21 protein-coding genes and 1 pseudogene are annotated in these 20,122 nt (G+C 54.6%); 12 read left to right on the top strand and 10 right to left on the bottom strand.

Translation table 11 applies throughout. The features are described 5' to 3' along the window. Entirely contained in the window at positions 1 to 417 is a 417-nt protein-coding gene (locus tag AC0SZ7_RS08055; RefSeq protein ID WP_475503897.1) for an Lrp/AsnC family transcriptional regulator, read from the top strand. Between the two features lie 4 nt (positions 418 to 421). On the opposite strand, the gene AC0SZ7_RS08050 is transcribed toward AC0SZ7_RS08055, so the two are convergent. From AC0SZ7_RS08050 to AC0SZ7_RS08040, 3 genes and pseudogenes are all read right to left on the bottom strand, one after another. Next, complete coding sequence (locus tag AC0SZ7_RS08050; RefSeq protein ID WP_475503896.1) at positions 422 to 1,639, bottom strand: ATP-grasp domain-containing protein; 1,218 nt, start codon at positions 1,637 to 1,639, stop codon at positions 422 to 424. A gap of 154 nt (positions 1,640 to 1,793) precedes the next feature. Continuing rightward, a pseudogene (locus AC0SZ7_RS08045) lies at positions 1,794 to 2,372 on the bottom strand (mechanosensitive ion channel family protein); the annotation flags it as partial. Positions 2,373 to 2,704: 332 nt separating this feature from the next. Next, positions 2,705 to 3,094, bottom strand: a complete 390-nt coding sequence (locus AC0SZ7_RS08040) for a helix-turn-helix domain-containing protein (protein WP_475503895.1) — start codon at positions 3,092 to 3,094, stop codon at positions 2,705 to 2,707. Between AC0SZ7_RS08040 and AC0SZ7_RS08035 the strand changes: the two genes are divergently transcribed. The 3 genes from AC0SZ7_RS08035 to AC0SZ7_RS08025 all read left to right on the top strand — a co-directional run bounded on the left by AC0SZ7_RS08035 (position 3,074) and on the right by AC0SZ7_RS08025 (position 4,658). Next, on the top strand, positions 3,074 to 3,685 hold the full coding sequence (locus AC0SZ7_RS08035; protein WP_475503894.1) for a DUF6957 family protein: 612 nt from the start codon (positions 3,074 to 3,076) through the stop codon (positions 3,683 to 3,685). The two genes, AC0SZ7_RS08040 and AC0SZ7_RS08035, sit on opposite strands and share 21 nt — an antisense overlap. A gap of 52 nt (positions 3,686 to 3,737) precedes the next feature. Beyond that, positions 3,738 to 4,184, top strand: a complete 447-nt coding sequence (locus AC0SZ7_RS08030; protein ID WP_475503893.1) for a hypothetical protein — start codon at positions 3,738 to 3,740, stop codon at positions 4,182 to 4,184. A gap of 90 nt (positions 4,185 to 4,274) precedes the next feature. Beyond that, positions 4,275 to 4,658, top strand: coding sequence for a hypothetical protein (locus AC0SZ7_RS08025; RefSeq protein ID WP_475503892.1), 384 nt, complete (start codon positions 4,275 to 4,277; stop codon positions 4,656 to 4,658). Between the two features lie 105 nt (positions 4,659 to 4,763). Here AC0SZ7_RS08025 and AC0SZ7_RS08020 read toward each other — a convergent pair whose 3' ends face one another. Then, the gene (locus AC0SZ7_RS08020; RefSeq protein ID WP_475503891.1) at positions 4,764 to 5,972 is read right to left on the bottom strand and encodes a PIN domain-containing protein; all 1,209 of its coding nucleotides are present in this window, start codon (positions 5,970 to 5,972) and stop codon (positions 4,764 to 4,766) included. A gap of 392 nt (positions 5,973 to 6,364) precedes the next feature. Between AC0SZ7_RS08020 and AC0SZ7_RS08015 the strand changes: the two genes are divergently transcribed. The 3 genes from AC0SZ7_RS08015 (at position 6,365) to AC0SZ7_RS08005 (ending at position 11,026) form a co-directional block, all read left to right on the top strand. Next, positions 6,365 to 7,549, top strand: coding sequence for a hypothetical protein (locus AC0SZ7_RS08015; protein ID WP_475503890.1), 1,185 nt, complete (start codon positions 6,365 to 6,367; stop codon positions 7,547 to 7,549). Positions 7,550 to 7,666: 117 nt separating this feature from the next. Then, the gene (locus tag AC0SZ7_RS08010) at positions 7,667 to 10,312 is read left to right on the top strand and encodes an AAA family ATPase (protein WP_475503889.1); all 2,646 of its coding nucleotides are present in this window, start codon (positions 7,667 to 7,669) and stop codon (positions 10,310 to 10,312) included. A 192-nt stretch (positions 10,313 to 10,504) separates the two neighbouring features. Further along, positions 10,505 to 11,026, top strand: coding sequence for a hypothetical protein (locus AC0SZ7_RS08005; RefSeq protein WP_475503888.1), 522 nt, complete (start codon positions 10,505 to 10,507; stop codon positions 11,024 to 11,026). A 342-nt stretch (positions 11,027 to 11,368) separates the two neighbouring features. On the opposite strand, the gene AC0SZ7_RS08000 is transcribed toward AC0SZ7_RS08005, so the two are convergent. Both AC0SZ7_RS08000 and AC0SZ7_RS07995 read right to left on the bottom strand, forming a co-directional pair. Continuing rightward, positions 11,369 to 11,977: a hypothetical protein gene (locus AC0SZ7_RS08000; RefSeq protein WP_475503887.1), complete on the bottom strand. Its 609-nt coding sequence runs from the start codon at positions 11,975 to 11,977 to the stop codon at positions 11,369 to 11,371. Next, entirely contained in the window at positions 11,967 to 13,097 is a 1,131-nt protein-coding gene (locus tag AC0SZ7_RS07995) for a helix-turn-helix domain-containing protein (RefSeq protein ID WP_475503886.1), read from the bottom strand. The genes AC0SZ7_RS08000 and AC0SZ7_RS07995 overlap by 11 nt, the downstream gene beginning before the upstream one ends. A 233-nt stretch (positions 13,098 to 13,330) precedes the next feature. Here AC0SZ7_RS07995 and AC0SZ7_RS07990 point away from each other — a divergent pair, with 233 nt between their 5' ends. Together AC0SZ7_RS07990 and AC0SZ7_RS07985 are read left to right on the top strand one after the other, a co-directional pair. Next, positions 13,331 to 13,783 carry a hypothetical protein gene (locus AC0SZ7_RS07990; protein ID WP_475503885.1) on the top strand — a complete coding sequence of 151 codons (453 nt, stop codon included), beginning with the start codon at positions 13,331 to 13,333 and terminating at the stop codon, positions 13,781 to 13,783. 202 nt (positions 13,784 to 13,985) lie between these two features. Next, on the top strand, positions 13,986 to 14,303 hold the full coding sequence (locus tag AC0SZ7_RS07985) for a hypothetical protein (protein WP_475503884.1): 318 nt from the start codon (positions 13,986 to 13,988) through the stop codon (positions 14,301 to 14,303). 244 nt (positions 14,304 to 14,547) lie between these two features. On the opposite strand, the gene AC0SZ7_RS07980 is transcribed toward AC0SZ7_RS07985, so the two are convergent. Next, positions 14,548 to 15,222 (bottom strand): HAD family hydrolase, encoded by a 675-nt coding sequence (locus AC0SZ7_RS07980; RefSeq protein ID WP_475503883.1) that lies wholly within the window; start codon positions 15,220 to 15,222, stop codon positions 14,548 to 14,550. 460 nt (positions 15,223 to 15,682) lie between these two features. On the opposite strand from AC0SZ7_RS07980, the gene AC0SZ7_RS07975 reads away from it, so the two are divergent. Then, positions 15,683 to 16,399: a hypothetical protein gene (locus AC0SZ7_RS07975; RefSeq protein WP_475503882.1), complete on the top strand. Its 717-nt coding sequence runs from the start codon at positions 15,683 to 15,685 to the stop codon at positions 16,397 to 16,399. A 356-nt stretch (positions 16,400 to 16,755) separates the two neighbouring features. Here the strand turns inward: AC0SZ7_RS07975 and AC0SZ7_RS07970 are convergent, their stop codons facing one another. Together AC0SZ7_RS07970 and ycaC are read right to left on the bottom strand one after the other, a co-directional pair. Next, positions 16,756 to 17,184: an organic hydroperoxide resistance protein gene (locus AC0SZ7_RS07970; protein WP_475503881.1), complete on the bottom strand. Its 429-nt coding sequence runs from the start codon at positions 17,182 to 17,184 to the stop codon at positions 16,756 to 16,758. A 74-nt stretch (positions 17,185 to 17,258) separates the two neighbouring features. Then, positions 17,259 to 17,879: an isochorismate family cysteine hydrolase YcaC gene (ycaC, locus tag AC0SZ7_RS07965; RefSeq protein ID WP_475503880.1), complete on the bottom strand. Its 621-nt coding sequence runs from the start codon at positions 17,877 to 17,879 to the stop codon at positions 17,259 to 17,261. Positions 17,880 to 18,166: 287 nt separating this feature from the next. On the opposite strand from ycaC, the gene AC0SZ7_RS07960 reads away from it, so the two are divergent. Both AC0SZ7_RS07960 and umuC read left to right on the top strand, forming a co-directional pair. Then, positions 18,167 to 18,595, top strand: coding sequence for a LexA family protein (locus AC0SZ7_RS07960; protein WP_475503879.1), 429 nt, complete (start codon positions 18,167 to 18,169; stop codon positions 18,593 to 18,595). Continuing rightward, positions 18,582 to 19,862: a translesion error-prone DNA polymerase V subunit UmuC gene (umuC, locus tag AC0SZ7_RS07955; protein ID WP_475503878.1), complete on the top strand. Its 1,281-nt coding sequence runs from the start codon at positions 18,582 to 18,584 to the stop codon at positions 19,860 to 19,862. The genes AC0SZ7_RS07960 and umuC overlap by 14 nt, the downstream gene beginning before the upstream one ends. A gap of 35 nt (positions 19,863 to 19,897) precedes the next feature. Here the strand turns inward: umuC and AC0SZ7_RS07950 are convergent, their stop codons facing one another. Further along, positions 19,898 to 20,113: a hypothetical protein gene (locus tag AC0SZ7_RS07950; RefSeq protein ID WP_475503877.1), complete on the bottom strand. Its 216-nt coding sequence runs from the start codon at positions 20,111 to 20,113 to the stop codon at positions 19,898 to 19,900. Positions 20,114 to 20,122: the final 9 nt, after the last annotated feature.

The raw sequence follows: 20,122 nt of genomic DNA, 5'->3' as shown, positions 1-20,122 counted from the left end.
ATGGACAAGGTCGACAAGCAGATCATCGCTGCGTTGAAGGAAGACGCCAGGGTCAGCCTGGCGCAGCTGGCGCGGCAGGTGCACAAGTCGCGCACGGCGGTTGAGGCAAGGGTACAGAAGCTGGTCGACAGCGGCGTCATCCTCGGCTTCACCATCAACGTCGCCGAAGACGACAAGGGTGATCAGGCCGCCTTCCTGATGCTGCAACTGGAGGGCAATACCTGCCACCTGGTGTACCCGCAGCTCCAGGCGCACGCGCAGATCATCCATGCCTACTCGCTGTTCGGTGACACCGATATGCTGCTGCAGGTGAGCTACCACACCTTCGAAGAACTGATGGTGTTGAAGAACCAGATCCTGGCCCTGGAGCAGGTGCGGGAAGTGGTCATCAACCCGGTACTCACCGCCTGGCGCTGAGGCCTCAGTGGCCCCATAGCAAGGCGCGCAGCTGTTCGGCGCTGCGGTCCAGTTGGTCCGGGTCGTCGTGGCTCAGCCAGAACAGCCCCGGGCAGGTGGCGAAGTCGAGGGTGGCGGGCAGCGCGCTGCCTGGGCTGACGAAGTAGCGGTGGCCGCCGTAGCCGGGCAGCGCGGCCGCCGCGCGTTCGTTGCCGGGGCCTTGGAAGGTGCCCGGCTGGTCGGTCCAGAAGAAGCCGATGCGGCCATGCCGGGCCTGCCGCGAGCAGCCGGGCCCAGCGGGCGCAGGGCGGCCCAGGTAGCTGTCGACGGCCAGCGACAACAGGTCGGGCTGGTAAACCTGCTGGAACAGCAGTGGCGTGATGCCGCCGGGCAGGCGCGCGCCGGCCTCGATCATCACCGGCCCCGTGGTTGACCAGATGATTTCCATGTGCAGCGGACCAACCTTCACGTGCAGTGCGGCGGCGGCCCTGCGCGCGTAGGCGAGTAGCGGCGCCAGCGCCTCGTCCGCCGGGTTCAGGGTGTCGAGGCGGTCATAGACGAAGGGGCTGCCATTACGCTGGATCTTGGTGTACCTGCACACCGAGGCAATGTGGTAGTGGCCGTCGAATGCCACCAGGTCGACCGCGTACTCCGGGCCACTGATGAAGGGCTGCAGCACGAAACCAAGGTTGGTTTCCCCCAGGTCGTTCTTCTGCGCCCACCCGGCACTGTTCAAGGCCTGCGCGACCGCTTGGCGGCCGGTGGCAAATACCACTTCCTGGTCAGCGGCGGAATTGATCGGCTTGACCACGTACTGGCGCCCCTCATCCACGCCTTCAAGCACCTGCGCGATCTGTCGCGGGCGGGTTACCAGGCGGGTTGGAATGTGGGCCACGCCGCGTTGTTCCAGCGCCTGCTGCATGATGTATTTGTTGCGCCGCGCACCACTGGTGACGGGGCTGTTGCCCCTCAGGCCCAGGTGCTTGGCGAGGCGGTCGGTGAGGTGGATGGCGGTCTCGCAGCCCGCGATCACCGCCAGCACGCCCAGGGTGTCGAGGGTGTCCGCTATGTCGGGGTTGCAGTCCAGCAGGTGGGTGAAATGCTCGGGCGTCAGGTCCTGGGTGAAGTGAGCCGGCAGGTCGGGCCGGGAAATGACGGCGATGCAGCTCAGGCCGAGGGCGTTGAACAGCGGGGCATAAAGCTTACCGGTGGAAAACGGGTCGACGATGACGATATGGCTCATGAGTGCAGGCCTCCTACTTGGCCGCGCTGGCGGCGCGCTGTGCAGGCAGCGCCTGCGGAGCAGGACGGCGCTGCCAGGCAACAGGGAGGTGAATGCTATAAGTGGAGGCGGGCGCTGGGCAGTTTGAAAAAAAACATTTGCGTAGTGAAATTTACTAAAGCGCCCCGTTGGCCAAAGACTTCACATTGCCCGCCAGGCCCACCCGCATATCCGCCCCGCTAGGCTGCTGATACAAGCTCAAGCCAAACTCCGGCAACACCGCCAACAGATAATCAAACACATCCCCCTGGATACGCTCGTACTCGGCCCACACCGTGGTGCGGGTGAAGCAGTAGATTTCCAGTGGCACGCCCTGGGCGTCGGTCTGCATCTGGCGCACCATGCAGGTCATGTTCGGCTGGATGTCGGGGTGGCTTTTCAGGTAGGCCAGGGCGAAGGCGCGGAAGGTGCCCAGGTTGGTCAGGCGGCGGCGGTTGGCGGGCAGGTCGGCGACTTCGCCCTGGGCCTGGTTCCAGCTGGCGACTTCGGCCTGCTTGCGGCCCACGTAGTCGGTCAGCAGGTGCACCCGGGCCAGGTGCTGCTGTTCTGCGTCAGTGAGGAAACGCACGCCGCTGGCGTCGATGTTGAGGCTGCGCTTGATGCGTCGGCCGCCGGACTGCTGCATGCCGCGCCAGTTCTTGAACGACTCGGACATCAGGCGCCAGGTGGGGATGCTGACGATGGTCTTGTCGAACCCGATTAATAGTGAGCTTTTAGGAATATGGACAGCATTCAGCCCAGTAAAACCGGACTTAGGGTGAAAATGGAGCTGTCTGGATTTTTGTAGGTGGAAATGGACAGCCACCGATGCTGGTGAAGCGTAGCATGTCCGGTGCGTATCATCCTCTCAGCAATGGCTGCCATTGGAGCCCGGGAGACTGAGCAAATCATTGAGGCAAGACAGGCCTACGTGCCTTTAATCATGGCCTTCATGCCTCCTCGTAACTCCTCGAAAAATTGCATCTGCACACCTGAATGTTGTCCTGGATACCAGCGATAACGTGTCGTCCGATGCGGCGCTGATGATCAGTCTCTCGACACCTGATGCCAGAACCTACGCAATGTAGATTCAGGCATTTTTAGCTGTTTGGCAGCTTCACCTTGCGTAAGCCCTTTTCCCTTCAGTTCCTGTACGGCCTGCCATTTCCTCCGCGCCGAGGTGACGTTGGGCGGAACCTTGTTTTCAGGTACAGAGGGATGATCGATATCAGCCAAGCCGAGGGCTTCGATATCGGCCAGGGCAGCCAGCAGGATTGCTCGAGGTGTGCGATTGCTCTCGCGAGAAACGGTCAGAGCAATCAGCGCAGTCAGTTCAAGATCAAGCGCCGAAGCCAATTTTTGGCTCATATCCAAGGTCACCGAGTGCTTACCGCTCTCCACCTTGCTGATGGTCGTTTGATCCAGGCTGGAAGCCATGGAACGCTGCGTATTCCCTTTGCTTTGGCGCAGCGTTTGGAGCACTTCCGCAAAGGATTGGCGGAGCGACATGACAAGTCCCCAAAAACAAAGATGTATGCCGCGTTTGCCTATCGCCAAACAAACGAATATATTCCTCAATGTGGCGGTAAGGACTTTGTGCCTGCAATTTATGGGAAATTAATGCGAGGTTGTGCGATGGGAAGCCCACTGAACGGCGGGCTGCTGGGGGAGGTGACTGATCTGGACGGATCCAAATTAGACCTTGAGCGTGTGATCCTCGCAGCCAGGAAGCACTACAAGTACCTTCCGCTCTGCGTAGTGGAGGAGTGGATCATCCTTGATGCCATCGTCACCGACGCCGAGCGCGCCAAAGTAATCGCCGCCGGCTGCCAGCCAATGTTCCTGTTTGCTCACAAAGTTGTGCATGACGAGCAGCGCCGTTTCGAGCCTGGTCATTGGGTGCGCTCCAGTATGGGTACCGCCTTCAAGGAGGGGTTCCTGTTCGCTACACGTAACTCGGTATACATCTTGCTCGGGCCGGGCCATCGTAAGTCTTCCTCCATCGAAGCGATATTTTCCCTTTTCTGATTACCAACCGTTCTGCTGGCCAATTGACGTGCTCCAGCAGGTGAGGCGACACATGTTCAGAACCATTAATAGCGACCTCATAGGCGTACCAGGATTGTTCGGTGAGGGCGTGTCCCATTGGCGCGGAGTATCAAGGCTGCTCCGGACGCCGTGGTATCACGTCACCCTCAGCGTCGAAAACGATGGAAGGCACAGCGAGTGCGCGGTGATGATTGATGACACGCGCCAGCTTCAAGAAATTCTGATGAGCCAAGGCTCTGATTTAGGTATCGCCGACATCATGGCTGTGACGCCGTCCTGGATGAATAAGACTGGAAGTTGGCAGATGCAGCGGTTGACCAGATTAAGCGTAGGTGAGGACAGAGTTGGCTCTGAGGTTTGCGTCCTAGAGGTGGGTGAGGGCGAGGTTTACCACACCTCGCACCAACCAGATTTTCAGATCGAAGCGCTTGCGAACGTAAGGCCCGTCTTTCTCTCAAGCATGATTCGATCAGCCTGAAAATTATCAGTAATCCCCCACGATACCAGCGCTCCTGGTTACGTGCGCAATTCTTGATAACTACCTACAGACCGCAACCGGAGCCCAACGATGCTGGACACGATAGACGTGAATTTTCATGGCAAACGCCATACAGATTTTGATCTCAAGCGAATTATAAAAGCTCAGGAGCAGGGCTTCGATATACCGGTCACTGCGTACCTTTGCGGAGTATCCATCAGGGCGCGCGCAGGTATCGGTGTGGTTTTTGGCCACAAGCGAAAAGACCAGTATGGGCGGTTTGGCGACGGCCACCTGATCAGAACTTCTGACGTGTTGAAGGTCGAACGTGAGGGGCGATTCTGGGTAATGACGACCGAGAATTCTAGGTACGTGCTCGCTACGTTTCAGCGTGACAACGGGCGTGCCAGCCTTCGCCAGTTTCTGCGGTTGTCTAGCGGTCATCATCATCTGTCGCCGCGCGTACTGCAGTGAGCGTGTGGCGTTATTCTAAGCGGTAGATCAACCTTGGTGGAGAGGTGCCAAATGCGGACACTATGGATGACCGCATTCGGCACCCGATCAAGCTCACATCAAGGTTTAACGCTTGGAAGCCCAAGCCTCGTCACGCCTCCTTTCTTTCTCTTGTTCCCATTCCCACTCCCAGCGGAGTTGCTCATCTCGATCATTAGAATAGTCTGGCGCAATATCGCCAAATTGAACTATATCCATTTCGCCCTCCACCTCAATCTCATTCGGGACGAGAGCATTGCCTAGCTCTTTCCAATCACCCTTGAAGTGGATGAGGACTTCTGTCTCGAAGCTTTCGTTTCTTTCTTCTACCGAGCCGCCTAATGGTACATAATCTTTATCAATTGAGTCGTACTGGGAAAATGAGAAAGTAGTCATTACTTTTGTATTAACTAGCGCTGTCAAGCTGAGCACTACAAGGTTATCCTCAATTAACACGATTCTGATTTTCGGCTTGTTATCTTCCCCCTGTGCGAATTTGTGACCAAGATATTCAATTTGAATGTCGTCGCTCTCAAAGTAGAATAATGAGTTCGCTTCGATATCGGGCGTTTGTTCACTAACTCGCTCGGATATTGCATTTCTTATGCCCTGGAATAGCTCGCCATCGCGGTCGAGTAATCCATCCGCTTGGAGCATTTCAATCAGACTCTTCACTTTTGTATGAGGTTGGAATAACGCAAGCGCATCCGGCAGATCCTGAACAACGTGTAGGTATGAAGAATTTTTCGCAAACGCGTGCCAACCTTTATCTTTGCTAACTAATACCGTTCTTTTATCATTTCCTACTGCCCAGGATTCGATAGTGAGCAAGGCGATGGCGTCCGGAAACTCATGCTTCTTTTCATTTGCGGTCTCAAATGGGGGTTCGGTGGAAAAATACATGTGCATTAAGTCACTGATGCTTACGCGGGAGCTCGTAATGACACGACCATTAATCCGTTTGTAGAATTTCTTTAGCTTTTCTTCTGCCATCAAATTAGGGTTTACTTCACATAAGTGCGAATCCCCGAATTCTGATATCGTGCTGTCTTCGCTATATTTGGAAAGTATCCGCAAATTGCTTCTGGCTGCTTTCAGTGCCTCAGTAATTTCTGCAGAAAGATGTTGTACTCCCTCGGAATGAATAACATCTGGCTGAACTATCTGGACGGGGCTGCCTTGAAATTGTTCAAGTTGCTTTAGGATGCCTCCGTCGAAGTTGTAGCGCTGGCCACGAAAAATGTTACTGTCGATGGATAATGCAGCGAAATCTAGATAGGGCTCTGCCTGTGGCATGTACATCTCCTTGACTTCGGGGAGTTATTGAATCTTCCGGTGAGGGTAGAGTAGCTCATTTTAGGCGTTGGGTTGATACTGTGACTGGGAAGAAAAAATCGTTTAGTTTTTCCGAATAAACCTAGCGCCGGATACGAAAATGGTGGCCCCTCCCAGTGAGTCCATCGAGTCCTCACTTTGCATAGTGATAGAGATGGCCGAAGAGGTATAGTAGTGCACTGGGGGAGGCGAGTAGGGTGAGTAAAAAATGCCCATATGGCAAAGGGCTGCGCAGCGGCGAGGCAGAAATTCTGGTTTGGCTATGCTAAAAAGCTTATCTTTACGATGTAAGAGCCGCCGTGAACTAATTGCTAGAGTTGAAGTTTGATCGCCAAGCACAAGTAGAGGTTATAGTGGATCAGAGAATTGTAGATATTATTGAGTGGAATAGCGGCTGGAGAACAACGGGTACAAATATTGAAGAGTTTTTCGCTCGGGCAGCCCTTAGCGAAAGTGCAGAAAAGCCAGGGATTATTACCCTTATCAAAAATGATCCCTCTCTAGCAGCCATTCTCTCGGGATGGCAAGTGATCGGTCTGTCTCGTCACAGGGTGACACCTGAGCTGTTCGCGTCATGGATTTACAAAAAAGGTATCGATAGATGTGACTTCGAGCGGGAGCTAGCGGAGTACATCGAAAATGATAGATTTTCAGCCTACGGGGTGGTGCTTCTAGCAGGCTTGGAGGTGGATGAGCCGATAGAACTTGGGAGATTCGGTCGGCTGACAAATATCTATCAACTTCCTAATAAAAAACTTCAGTTGGCATTGACTGACTCAACGGATGAACACGCCTTATTTCCACAGTATTCGGCTGCATTAGTTATACCAATGTCTCACCCGGTTTTAATTGGTCAACCTTCGCAGGGTGAACTTCCTGTAGCTGTTTCAGATGTCATGAAGGATCTCGATGATGTGATAAACTGTCTTATGCTGTGCAGTGAAAATTTCTTGGCTGTGCAGAAAGTAGCGTCATCGATCATTCCAGCTGACGCTGTTCCTTCCTTTGGGCCAGCTGAATGGATACATCATTCTTTTCATGTTCGCAGGGAGTCAATTCAACTGACAGCTTCCGCGATTGTGGTTTTACTTGAGCAGTTGGAGAATCTCGGTCGGCTCAGTGAAAAACACCGTGAGCATATTCGTTTGCCTATAAAAAAGTTGAATGAATATTATAGCTGTAGCGATCTTTCAGATTCGGCTGTATATCTGCGTACATTCTTGGAAAGTTTGTTCCTTGATAATGATAGTGGGGAGTTGTCACACAGGCTTTCAATTCGCGCCGCTATAATCATGGGAGGGTCGATTCAGCGTAGGTTAGAAACGTACAGGATGATTAAAAAGGCTTATGAATATGGGTCTAAAGCGGTTCATAGGGGGCGTTTAGTGGAAAAGCGTATCGATGAGGTGAGGCGAACCTTAGACTTTGCAGCTTCCGTCGCCAAGCACGCTATCAAACATTTCCTCGCCAGCCCCATTGATGATTGGATCACCGTCGAACTGGGCGGCGATATTCCAGCAGTTGTAGATCGCGGATGAGTTTGCTGGATGCGTCGTTGAAAAATATGACGCTGATGTGTTCCCTTAACATAGGTTTCCGTCGCGACTCGATGTACTGTGAACCATCGCGCTCAGGTGCAGCGCCGGGAGGAATGGATGACGTCGGCATTGCAGGATTTCCAGCAGTTCGTTCATTGGCTTCACCACCCAGACAGCGGAGCTTCCGAAGACGCTCGTCGATTCGCCAATTTGGTGTCCGAGAATTTCCCTGTCGTCGCAGCTAGCTCTAGGCAGCACAGCCAACGATCCTCTGTGTTGAGCGAATTAGCACGCTTATCCCTCACTGTAACGTCCCCGGATGAGCCTGTGCCCCAGGCCGCCGAGGCCAGAGCAGGATGGGCTTTTCGTAAGCTGCATCATCTTACAGTGGGGCCATTTCGAGGGTTCAGACAACCTGAGCCATTCGAGCTGCAAAAACGGATTGTCATGTTTTATGGCCCGAATGGCAGTGGGAAAACCAGCCTGTGTGAAGCGCTGGAGTTTGCCTTGCTCGGTGCAGTGGATGAGGGAGGCATCAAACGGATTGCAGCTGACCGTTATCTTTCCAACTCGCACGAGGGCCGTTTTGCACGGCCAGTATTACTCGCCACCGATTTTGATGGCCGGCAGGTACCTGTGGTGGCGGATGCAGACGCGTACCGCTTCTGCTTCGTCGAGAAGAATCGAATAGACGCATTCTCTCGCATAGCTGCAAAGCCTGCAGGGCAGAAAACCGAGCTGATAGCTGCTCTCTTCGGTATGGATCAGTTCAATGATTTCGTTGGGCACTTCAATGATTCTATGGAGAGCCAACTAACGTTGGTGGCTGTCAAAAACCAAGAGCTTTTGGCCAAGCAAGCTACGTTGAATCAAGACAGCGCAACTGTTGCGGACGAGGGCGCTGCGTTAATCCGACATGCTCAGGCAGAGCAAAATTACGCCAATGCCTATAGTCCTGGAATGAGTTACCCTCAGCTTCTGGCTGCTATAGGTAGCGCGCAGGTTCCAGGACGGTTGCAGGAGCTTGAGCAGGCGATCAACCAGCCAGCCCCTACAATTTTCGGAGTGAGTGCTGCTGCTCTCATTGATGCCTATAGCGCAGCGGAAACAGCGCAAAGGGCTCTGAATGATCTTGACGTTCAGTTGGCACAGCGCAGTAACGACATCTCATTTCAGGATCTATATACAGCTGTCCTAGGTCTTCAACAGGTCGTTGGCGATCACTGTCCTGCCTGTGATACCCCGATTACCGGCGACTATCGCGCCCTCCACAATCCCTATCAAAAGGCCAACGACGGCCTAGCAGGTTTGAGGGAGCTCGCTGAGCTGCAAGCTCGTCAGCGAACTGCAATTGCTACGCGGAGCGCTGCGTCGGAAGCATTGCGGATGCTTCTGGCTACCTTCGCACAACGTGTAGGAGCAACCGTTCAAAGCCCTTTACCTGTGCAACGCTATCTTGCGGATCCTGGTGTCGATGTTCAGCGAGCATGGTGGGTGGATGGTTTTCATCCTGATGAAACAGGAAAGTCGTTAGCCCAGAGAGCAGTTGATTGGGCAACTGAACTCGAGGCGCGTGATGTCGCATCTCAAGTGATCCTTAATGATCGCCAAGGCCTAATCAACGAACGCGACAGGCTTAATCAGGCTCGCATTGGTGTCACGACACTAGCCTCCAACCGTCAGCAAACCTTGCAAGCTATCGCTGATGCCAGGGGTAGGATCGCGGCGTTTGCTGCTGACAACGCACCGCTTATTCAGCAGGTTGCCGAGGAGGCGGAAGCAATTGCCCGTGATACACGCATACGCAACGCCTACGATCAGTTTTTGAATCTGTTGCGTCGTTACCGTACCGAACTGCCCGGCACTCTGATGGCCGGCCTAAATGCCCTCACGCTAGAGCTTTACAACGAGTTCAACGTTCGAGATTTGGACGCAGACAAGTTGTCAGCCCTGTACCTCCCAGTGACAGGGGAGGGGCGTATCGAATTGAGCTTTCGTGGCACACCTGCTGCCCGCGTCGACGCGCTGCAGATTCTCAGTGAGGGTCACGTCAGATGCTTAGGGCTTTCTATTCTGTTAGCAAAAAGCTTGAGTATCAGAGCCCCCGTGATCGTTTTCGACGATGCCATTAACGCTATCGATCATGAACACCGGCAAGGCATACGAGAGGCGATATTTGAAAGCGACCGTTTTGGGGGTACGCAGATCATCGTGACGTGCCACAGCAACGAATTCATCAAGGACATCCAGAACCACGTCGCGTCGGAGCACTGGGCCGCTTATGCATTCCGGCATCACAGTGGAAACTACCATCCTCGCGTTTTGGGAAATGCGACGACTCAATCCTATCTCCTCAACGCTCGCGCAGCAGTTGAGCGGGGGGATGACAGATCTGCCTTAGGTGCCTCACGTCAGGCACTTGAGATGTTGAGCGGAAAAATTTGGGGATGGCTTGGGCGTTGTGATCAAGGGCTGCTGACTTTGAAGATCGCAGGCTCTGGAGCTGAACCAGCGCTCCGTCATCTATGTGAGGGCATCAGAGCGAAGCTGAGGGGGGCGCCGAATTTCGAGCATGCTGACAAGGCGCCCATTATCCAAGCTTTCGATCACATCCTAGGAATACCAGAGCAGTCGTTGGTTTGGGTGTATCTGAACAAGGGGACTCACGAGGAAGCCAACCGTGAGGACTTCGACGTGGGTGTAGTCGAATTGGTCGTAAAGACGCTTGAGTCTCTCAGCGCTTTGCAGCTTCGTGCCCGTTGATGATCCGGCGCTGAGCTGGTGAATGTCATCGTCAAACTCGAATGGAGATGGCTGGTTCGAAGAGGAGCGCTCCAGCTATGAATCAGCCTGCCGCTCGTTATCACGGTGGCGATTTCGCCGGCGCGGGTCATTTTGAATATCCCAAATGATACCCGCGACCTACCCCTTGGTTTTGAAGGATAAATGGCACCTATGCACAACTCCCACCTCTGGTTTCAGCGCTTTCGCGACGACTTCATCCCAGCGATTCAAAGGGTTGAAGACGTGTTCCTGCTGAGACTTCAGCCAACGTTTCTCTCAATCGAGGCGGAAAGCGAAAAGCTTGAGAACGATCTGTGGGAGGACGCTATGAGCCAGCCGTACGACAGCGACTACCAGGATGAAGGTGACATAGCCGAGGCCGTCAGAGACGCGTCTGTGTCCCACTACATGGGGCTCAAGGGCATGGAGCAAGGGCTTTTGAATTGTTGCGCGCTCTTCCTGTACCACTTGTATGAACAGCAGGTGATGCTGTTTCTGCGCCAAGAGCTGCTGGGATGGCGAGAGAAAGACAACAGGAAACTCTATACGCACGATGAAGTACGCAAACGGCTCGGGCTCGTCAATGTGGACATCAGGAAATTTGCCTGTTGGCCGAAGCTTGAAGAGTCCGGCACTTGGCGAACTCGATCAAGCATGGAGAAGGCAAAAGCAGCGAAGAATTATTGCAAATAGCTCCTCATCTGTTCGAAATAGGCGGGCGGGCCAACGGATGGCCTATATCTGGACGTGTCTACACGCCTTTGCTTGGAGAGGACATCTTTGTTAATGCCGCACACATCCGTGAATACGTTGGCGCGCTTAAGCAGTATTGGATGGAGCTGGGGGATGCCTTGGCTAAAGAGGCCTAATCGCCCCATCAAACGTTCTCCGGGGATGTCCAGGATGGGGCAGTTGATGGCAGCCTTTCCTGTTATGTATTGCTCGTACGAGACGCACTTGAGGTCAATATCGACATGGGGGCGAGTCCAAGACGAGCGTTGGCAGTGCGTCCATCACTGCGGCCTACATGCCTTTTCAATGCCCCGCGTCAGCATCAGTAATCCTGTTGGCGGCATGTAGATTCAGCCGACACTGTAGCGCCATGCCATAGGCTGTCACTAGATGGGTAGCGAGCGAACCGCCCATCTCTATGTGTTGAGATAGAACCACATCGTGATCTGCATCTGTCAGGACATTGTTGAAAATGAGCCAAGAATGCATGTGAGGAGTTGTCTGTGTTATCGCTTGAGCAACGCTTTCTGAGAGTGCTCTGGCTTTGCGATCATCGGTGATGAATGCTTGACGAATTCTGCTTGCGAATGCGATTGACGACAGCTCGCCTTTACCCAGTTTTTTTCGGCTTTCAAGGTTTGCAATGGCCTGAAGATCGTCAATGCTGCAGGAGTGCGACGCAAATTTACCCCTGGATTGCTCTTGCTTGAGACGCTCCCTCAATTCTAGGTCGGCTGCAGTAGGGGAGGTGCGAGGCTTGACCAAGCATTCGTATAGGACAAACCCCGTCATGCAAAACTCACAGCTTGCCTCCTGAGTCGCAGCATACAGTCGGCGCGAAGACAAAATGTTCCAAACCGAACAGGTGTCGGCAACATTGATCTTGTGGAATTTCGATGGATCAATAGCCATGTATTGTCCTTCCATATAGAAAAGCAAGTGCCGTCAGTTCGCCGTAGCTGCAAAGGAGAGCTTCGGCTAGCCTGCCCAGGCTTATGATGCCTTGGCTGTGCGCATCCAGGCACAGCCTCACGTAGTGATCGGACAATCCTCGCTCGAGTAACGCCTCTTTCCTGGATCGCTGTTGGGCGGTGAGGCTCTCTGGAAGTTCAGGGTCTATCTTGGCTTGCCGAGTTACCCGGTATCCCCGGATACGCCGACTGGTTTCAAGATCAGCGCGCATTGCAGCCTTCAAAGCGATTCCCAATGCGTCACAACTCACTCGGAACTTGTTTGCCCAATCTTGGGCATCTCCTTCAGACCAGGTAGCTGGGGCGGGAAGCAAGCGAATCGTTTCGGGAGGCATCAGGTAGCAGGAGGCAAACTTGTTTGCCCGTACCTCCCTCATATCCTTGTCCCCCGGCATAGTCACGCTAGCCCCTTGGTCACTATCAAAAATACAGTGGGCCATCTCGTGTGCTGCACTGAACCGCTGCCGGTAAACATCCTCGGTGTAGTTGACCAAAATGCATTTACCCGCGACAGGGTGCATCACGAAGAGGCCTGAGATTTTGGAGTTTGCCAGCTTTCGTCTGAAAACATGCACGCCTACTGAGCGAAACTCGGAGTAGATGTCGCGGGGAACCTCTCTGTCTGTATGACCCATCTGCTGGCGAAACGCCCTTGCCGCGCCTTCTGCGTGACCAATGAAATAGCTGCCTTGCGGAGTGTATGCAAAGGTGCTGGGAGCACCACGGAGCTCTTGGGTTAAAAACTCTTCGGTCTCGCAGAGGTATAGAAATTCTTGAATGGCAGAGCGATCCTCCTTCGAGAACTCACGGCCATGCGCCCGGTATAGCGTCTCGGTTTGCTCAAACGGGGCGACCTGCTCGTTTGAGATGAAAAACTTGAAATCGCATCGATAGTAGTCAGCGAGGATGAGTACCTCGTCTCCAGTAGGCTCCAACTCGCCTTTCTCAATACTACTCAGGCGTTCAACGTTGATCGCGGTGAAAGCTGCGACTTCGTCAACGGAGCGCTGAAGCTGAATACGATAGCGTTGAAGCTTGTCGCCAAGGGCCCGGAGATTCATGCGGTGTATGACGTCCTGTTAGGCAATACACCGAATCATCATAGAAGCGGGTTGTGCAGGTGCAAGTATGGGTTGGCCGACGCTCCGCACGGTTGAGGGTCTTGCTCACGAGAAGCCGGCTAGGCAGACCAAAATGTTGCCCTCAAGGCGGCAAAAGTTTTGGTAGGAGTAGCTCATCCCCCGTCCCACCGAGCTTGGTTCGCCGTTTAGCCAGGCCTAAGGAGGCCACACACATGCCATATCCAGGACAGCCAATCGTTAGTTTCATCGCAAGTCTCAGTCCGCTTTATCAGTCCGAGGAAATGCTCGGCTTCCGTGCAGCCAGATCGCTTCGGGACGGGACTTTGATCCTCCCTCATCCTGAGGACGACAGGGAGGCAGAGGATGCGATGTTGATCGTCTGGTGGCAGGGTGATCCGAACAGAGCCACTGAGGTGCTGGGGTCTGTCATGGCGACTACTGCAGTCGTTGATTACGTCGCTTTCCATAGTCTGGGGAAGGACGCTGATCATTCCATGGGCCTCTTGGCGCACCTCTACCAGCACTTCGAGGTTAAGACGGGCGCGAATCTGCATTTGCCTTATCTCGAGGATGATATGCCCTGGTTGGTGAAGGTTTTTCGTTTGGCGAAGAGCATGGGGCCAAAGCTTGCTTTCGAGGTTTTGAAGAAAGCGGCGGGGGTGTAGGAGGGTACGTACCGCTGCGCAGCGTTAATCTAATGCGTGCCGCTGCGCGGACGGTTGTCGTGAACCAAGCCGCGATGCGTTTTGGCCCTCACGGGCTTCCACCCTCACGTCTGCGCTCCGCTTGCATCTGCGGGGGGGTGAGTCTTCAAGCCAGTGAGTGCAAGCCTCGATTCTCCGAAGCCGGACGGCTGGGGAGGGCGCAATGACATCCTCAGGTTGGCTCATGCTGCCGATGAGCGGACTACTTACTCCAAAAGAGCAGACTAAAATTCTTCGTAATGCAAAGGAGGATGCCGCCATGGATGACTCGATCAGGGAGTACCGCAGCCTGCTGATTGCGCAGCACCCCGATCTCCGCGATGCACTGGATATTATCTCCGATGACGAGCTGCAGATGTTGATGCAGAGCGTGCTCCGCCTTGCACAAAGTTTAGGGAAGGCGGACTCGAATATTTCCAAGGATAAGGCAATGCTCGTAAGCGAGGCCGCTCTGCAATTGCAGCCTCAAACGTTGCACTGAACCAGATGGGACGTGGCGGGTGGTTGGATAATAATGGGGGGCACTGCTTCACTCCGAGGAGTGCCGGGGCTAGGTAGACGGCGCCGAGATGCAGCAGCGCGCTCTAATCATTATTGATCTGTCTTGTGCTCACCTGTTTTGCGACAAAGTGAAATGGCGATTGCCATGCCATCGATAACGCTGGCGACCCAGCCGAGAGGCCCGATTCCAAGCTGTTGAGTGTTCAAGCCACCTACTGCCTCGCTTAGCCAAATGTTGCTACCTCATCCAGGTGGTTTAGAAGATCTAGGGGGTCGTCATACACACGTAGTGCGCCGGCACGCTCGAGCTCACTGACATCGTATCCCCCGGAGAGCAGGCCGATACCGGTAGCCTTGGCTCGCCGAGCCGCAAGCATGTCCCAAATGGCGTCACCGACGACCAGGCATTCCTCGATAGGTACCCCTAATTTATCGGCAGCAGCCAGGAAAAGGCTGGGGTCGGGTTTCCCCTGCTTAACATCGTCTCGCGTGACGAGATTAATCCTACTGCTATCGAGACCGAGCACCTTGAGGTTGATTTCAGCTGTGGCCATTTCGCCGCTGGTAGCGATACACCAAGACAAGTTTTCCTCATCCAATTTTCGTAGCAGATCTGTAGCGCCAGGTAATGCAATGATTTGGCCCTGCAATCTTTCGTACGCTTCACCGTGCAGCTTGCTTAGTCTGTCCGCCTGCTCTTCACTCAGTTTCATACCAGTTTCACGGCATAAGGCCTGGAGCATTAGGCCGCCGCTCATCCCAATTTTGCGGTGAATGCGCCACATGGCTAGGGGGATACCCTCGGCATCGACAGCCTCCTTCCAGGCGGCGACGTTTTGGTAAACGCTGTCGGTCAAAGTGCCATCGAGGTCAAAGATGAAAGAGGTCTTGGCGCGCATAGAGCCGATCCTTCACGAGGCGAGTGTATTGATGAGAGAAGTGCCAGCGAAGGATGGTTCCAGCGCATTTGCTGATATCGAAAACCGCAAGGGCTTAACCCAGCCGGGGGCAGCAGCGTCATTGACTGTAGGAACAGCGGACATCCGAGGGCCACGGGCTCGAAACTGTTTGAGTTCGATTACGCGTAGGGCTTTGTCGAGCTGACTCATCACATCGTAGAAGCGTTAAAGACTGTGGCTGCGGACACGCCCTTTGGAGTTTTGAGGATAGGGCTAAATTGCATGGGAGTACATTTGTGCTCTTTGCGGAGTCGGCCAATGAGGCAAATATCTCGGTCGCTATCATTGGGCCTCTGCAGGTGGGCTACCACGCGCGGCCCGAGCCCACTTCGTCCTTGCAGGTACTGGAATACACGACTAGAACAGATAGCGGACGCGACCCACAAAACGAGGAGCAGTGATGAGTGATTCATCACCTTTGAAAGGCTTGTTTCACATCTCTCTGCCGATTGCCGACGCCATCCTCAACTGGGCCAATGTGTTCCTCGTCCTCGGTGGTCTGATGACGGTAACGGCGACCGTGACGGCCATATGGGCGACAGGTGTCCGAGAGAGATACGCTGACGAAAGGATCTCTGCAAATGAGTTGATGACTGCGAAAGCAAAGTCAGATGCTGCAGACGCTAGGGCGCTGACGGCGAGTATAGAAACTGAAAACCTCAAATTGCAGGCCCGAGTGGAAGAGGAGCGTGCTGCTCGGCTTTTGATTGAGGAGCGTCTCTCACCACGTCGTCTCACATCTGATCAAAAGACCAAGCTAGCTGTAGACCTAGCGCCCTTCCACGGTCAAAAAATTCGAGTTCTCTCGCCTCACAACACAGAAGGGAATGAATACGCCATCGACTTCATCGAAGTATTCCGACGTGCAGGGTGGGTAGTCGTGGAGTCCAGCACAAGCACAGGCGTAGCGTTCATCGAATACGATGTTGAGCCTCGGGGGATACAACTTGAAGTGGCCCCAAATGATCCTCCTGGCGTGCATGCTGCCGCCCAAGCGCTTTCAAGAGCGCTGAGTGATCAGAATCTCAGGCTGCCGGATGAACCAGTGAGGCCTACTCAGGATAGGACGGATGGTTGGATCGATTTCGGCGTTGGCCTGAAACCTCTGCCCAAATGAAAAATCTGATCTCCGAATTCGCCAAGGCATTCTGACTCTCTCAGAGGAAAGCACTGCAGCCAGAGCATCTAGACCCCGGACGGATCGTAGTCTTAGACAGAGCTCGGGTTCACTCGTTAACTGCAGGTGGGAGTGGGCTGGTGATGTGGGCCGTGCCCACCTAGCGCTCTGGCCAAGGGCACTGGTAAGCCGTGATGGCTTGATCGTGTATCAACCGGGCTGGTATTTCAGTAATCAGTATCGAAGCTGCCGAGGGCAGAGCGACCTCCACTGTGTTCACTACCCTCTGCCCTTGCCTCGGATTAGGGGAGCCTTGACTGCCCACAACGTCACCGAGAACTGCAGTAACTTTGGAGCTAGACGGCAACGTGCAGTCGAACGTCTACATTGCCACGGGTCGCGTTGGAATACGGGCACACCTGGTGTGCCTTTTCGACCAAGGCTTCTGCCTCAGCCTGGCCAAGCCCCGGCAGGTTGATGTGCAGATCAATGTCCAGCCCGAAGCCACCCGGTATTTGGCCAATGCCGACGTTGGCTGTTATCGAGGTGTCGGCTGGCAGCGCCTTCTTCTCCTGTCCCGCCACGAACTTCAACGCGCCGATAAAGCAGGCCGAGTAGCCCGACGCGAACAGTTGCTCGGGGTTTGTACCTTCTCCGCCTGCGCCGCCCAGTTCCTTGGGCGTGCTGAGTTTAAGTTCCAGTTTGCCATCGCTGGTACGCGAGCGACCGTCACGGCCGCCAGTGGACGTGGCTTCGGCGATATACAGGGGGGTAACCTTTTGCATGATGAGTCTCTCTTCTGTCTGGGGTAGCGATGCCCCTCCCGGGGCATCGGCTGTGGGTAGGTCGAACGCGTGGATTACTTGGCTGCGGCGGCGTAGCTGTTCATCAGGTTGCGGTAGTTGGGAATGCGCTGGGACAGCAGGTTGCCCAGGCCTTCAATGTCGTTGCGCCAGTCGCGGTGCAGTTCACAGGCTACCGAGAACCAATTCATCAGTTGTGCACCGGCGGCGCTCATGCGCGCCCAGGCGGCTTGCTGCACGGTGGTGTTGAAGGTGCCGGAGGCGTCGGTTACCACGAACACATCAAAGCCTTCGGCCAGTGCGCTCAGGGTCGGGAAAGTCACGCACACGTCGGTGACCACGCCGGCGATGATCAGTTGCTTGCGGCCGGTGGCCTTGATCGCCTTGACGAAGTCTTCGTTGTCCCAAGCGTTGATCTGGCCAGGGCGGGCGATGTACGGGGCCTCGGGGAACATCTCTTTGAGTTCCGGCACCAGCGGGCCGTTGGGGCCTTGTTCGAAGCTGGTGGTGAGGATGGTCGGCAGGTCGAAGAACTTGCCGCAGTCGGCCAGGGCCAGCACGTTGTTCTTGAACTCGTTGGGCGAGAAATCCTGCACCAGGGAGATCAAGCCGGCCTGGTGGTCGATCAGCAGCAGTACGGCGTCGTTCTTGTCCAGGCGCTTGTAGGAAGTAGTCATGGTTCAGTCCGTTTGAATCGAGAGATGAGGGTGTGTGATTTCGCTTCCGGCCTGCTCGTTGTGGTGAGTGGCTGCGGTATGGGGGCTACTTTACGGAAGGTGGATATGTGGGACAATCTGGCAGATCATGGAATGACTGATTCTAATTTGGGGACAATTACGGCAAAGTAAGTTTTTGTACGTTGAGGTATCGCAGGAGCCGGTCGTCCTGAGCACATACAGCGCCGTTGACCTGAGGTGACTAAAAGGCTTAACTGTTTGGATATACAGTATTAGGCGTTATCGTCATGTTTACGATCCTCGGCCCGCTAGCGCAAGGCGGTGTTCAGCTACCCCTTTTTTCCTTTCAAGTACCTGCAGGTTTTCCATCGCCCGCCGCAGACCATATGGAAAAACGCATCTCCTTGGACGAACTGCTCGATGTTCGAGCTCCTCACATCTATCTGGTGCGTGTGGAGGGGGACAGCATGATTGGCGCCGGCATCTTCCCGGGAGACCTCGTGATCGTGGATCGCTCCATAGAAGCGGAACCTGGTCACATCGTGATTGCAGCTGTGAATTGCGAGCCACTATGCAAACGCTTGGCGCGCGATGGCACTCAGGTCGTCTTGAAGTCAGAGAATCCTCGGTACCCGTCGCGCTATCTGCTGGAAGGGGAAGAGCTACAGGTCTGGGGCGTCGTTACCTACAGCGTGCGAAGTCATGACAAAGCCTGAGCGGGTATTTGCCCTGATCGACTGCAATAGCTTTTACGCGAGCTGCGAACGAGTCTTCCGCCTCGATCTGCGCAACAAGCCTGTGGTTGTTCTCAGCAACAATGATGGGTGCGTCATCGCCAGGAGCGCGGATGCGAAGGCTTTTATCAAAATGGGTGAGCCGTATTTTCTGATCAAGGACAAGCTTCGTAAACATGGCATTGTTGCATGCTCGTCAAATTACGAGTTGTACGGCGACATGAGCGAGCGCGTCATGACGGTCATTGAGTCGATGGTGCCAGATGCAGAGGTGTACAGCATTGATGAGGCGTTCGTGGATCTCACCGGGATGCCCGGTGACCTTGAGATACTTGGCCGGCAGATTCGAGCAGAAGTCTATCGCCGGACAGGCATACCCGTTGGGGTGGGGATCGCATCGACGAAGACTCTGGCAAAGCTTGGCAACTATGCCGCCAAGAGATGGCAGAGTCAGACTGGTGGGGTCGTCGACCTCCGCGATCAAGTAAAGCGCGATTGGGTTTTGAAAAAATGCGAGGCCGGAGACGTATGGGGTATCGGCAGGCGCCTCTCAGCACACCTTGATGTTATGGGTATCAAGACGGCCTGGGAGCTTTCTCAGGCAGACGCCTGGATGCTCAGGAAGAAGTTCAGCGTCGTCGTGGAGAAAACTGCTCGTGAGCTTGCCGGCACCGCTTGCCTTGATCTCGATGAGCTTGAATCACCAAAAAAAGAGATTTGCTGCAGTCGGATGTTCGGGGCTCGTCTCACCGAGCTTGCTCCGATCAGGGAAGCAGTCGCAACATACGTGGCTCGCGCTGCGGAGAAGCTCCGGGCTCAAAGCTCCCTCTGCAAAAGGCTGCGGGTCAGCGTTCGAACGGGCATGTTCAATCCGGGTGAGGCGAAGTACGCCCAAGGCGTTTTGGTGAAACTGCCATATCCTACAGACGACACTCGCCTCTTAACGAAAGCAGCACTGGAAGGCGTGGAACGTGTATACCGGGAAGGCTTCAGATACAGCAAAGCCGAAGTGCTGCTGCTTGATCTAAGCCAGAGGGGGGAGACCACCGGCGATCTATTTGCCACCTCACAACCTGCGACAAGTGAGAAGTTGATGGGCGTGCTTGATGCCGTGAATGGTCGGTGGGGCAGGGGCACAATGCGCCTGGCATGCGTCCCTGTAGATCCTGCGTGGGCAATGAAGCGAGAGATGATGAGCCAGAGCTATACAACGCGTCTGAATGAGCTCTGGACGGTTTACTGCAAGTAAGGGGCAACTACAGTTTAGTACCCTGCTCTACCAGTTTACTTCTGGGGTTCTTTTCCGAGGATCTCAAGGCATGATCCGATGAGAGCGGAAGACTCATCAAGCCCCTCAAGCGCGTCACGTACATTCGACGCTGCTTCGTTACCGCCGTTTGCTTCTGCCCAAATCGCCAGCTCCTCGATTGCTGCTCCAAGGGCATGGTGGGCTTTGACCTGAGCGACCATCAGTTTTTGAAGCATTTCGATTGCTGTCATGGGGCGCCT

It is taken from the genome of Pseudomonas sp. JC1203, assembly GCF_056175065.1.
The sequence above is the reverse complement of the archived record's forward strand: the minus strand, read 5'-3'. Positions and strand labels throughout refer to the sequence as shown.

Coding starts and splice junctions, on each gene's coding strand:
- AC0SZ7_RS08055 (WP_475503897.1), top strand. CDS start 1: ATGGACAAGGTCGACAAGCAGATCATCGCTGCGTTGAAGGAAGACGCC.
- AC0SZ7_RS08050 (WP_475503896.1), bottom strand. CDS start 1,639: ATGAGCCATATCGTCATCGTCGACCCGTTTTCCACCGGTAAGCTTTAT.
- AC0SZ7_RS08040 (WP_475503895.1), bottom strand. CDS start 3,094: ATGGCTTCCAGCCTGGATCAAACGACCATCAGCAAGGTGGAGAGCGGT.
- AC0SZ7_RS08030 (WP_475503893.1), top strand. CDS start 3,738: ATGTTCAGAACCATTAATAGCGACCTCATAGGCGTACCAGGATTGTTC.
- AC0SZ7_RS08025 (WP_475503892.1), top strand. CDS start 4,275: ATGCTGGACACGATAGACGTGAATTTTCATGGCAAACGCCATACAGAT.
- AC0SZ7_RS08020 (WP_475503891.1), bottom strand. CDS start 5,972: ATGCCACAGGCAGAGCCCTATCTAGATTTCGCTGCATTATCCATCGAC.
- AC0SZ7_RS08010 (WP_475503889.1), top strand. CDS start 7,667: ATGACGTCGGCATTGCAGGATTTCCAGCAGTTCGTTCATTGGCTTCAC.
- AC0SZ7_RS08005 (WP_475503888.1), top strand. CDS start 10,505: ATGCACAACTCCCACCTCTGGTTTCAGCGCTTTCGCGACGACTTCATC.
- AC0SZ7_RS08000 (WP_475503887.1), bottom strand. CDS start 11,977: ATGGCTATTGATCCATCGAAATTCCACAAGATCAATGTTGCCGACACC.
- AC0SZ7_RS07995 (WP_475503886.1), bottom strand. CDS start 13,097: ATGAATCTCCGGGCCCTTGGCGACAAGCTTCAACGCTATCGTATTCAG.
- AC0SZ7_RS07990 (WP_475503885.1), top strand. CDS start 13,331: ATGCCATATCCAGGACAGCCAATCGTTAGTTTCATCGCAAGTCTCAGT.
- AC0SZ7_RS07985 (WP_475503884.1), top strand. CDS start 13,986: ATGACATCCTCAGGTTGGCTCATGCTGCCGATGAGCGGACTACTTACT.
- AC0SZ7_RS07980 (WP_475503883.1), bottom strand. CDS start 15,222: ATGCGCGCCAAGACCTCTTTCATCTTTGACCTCGATGGCACTTTGACC.
- AC0SZ7_RS07975 (WP_475503882.1), top strand. CDS start 15,683: ATGAGTGATTCATCACCTTTGAAAGGCTTGTTTCACATCTCTCTGCCG.
- AC0SZ7_RS07970 (WP_475503881.1), bottom strand. CDS start 17,184: ATGCAAAAGGTTACCCCCCTGTATATCGCCGAAGCCACGTCCACTGGC.
- ycaC (WP_475503880.1), bottom strand. CDS start 17,879: ATGACTACTTCCTACAAGCGCCTGGACAAGAACGACGCCGTACTGCTG.
- AC0SZ7_RS07960 (WP_475503879.1), top strand. CDS start 18,167: ATGTTTACGATCCTCGGCCCGCTAGCGCAAGGCGGTGTTCAGCTACCC.
- umuC (WP_475503878.1), top strand. CDS start 18,582: ATGACAAAGCCTGAGCGGGTATTTGCCCTGATCGACTGCAATAGCTTT.
- AC0SZ7_RS07950 (WP_475503877.1), bottom strand. CDS start 20,113: ATGACAGCAATCGAAATGCTTCAAAAACTGATGGTCGCTCAGGTCAAA.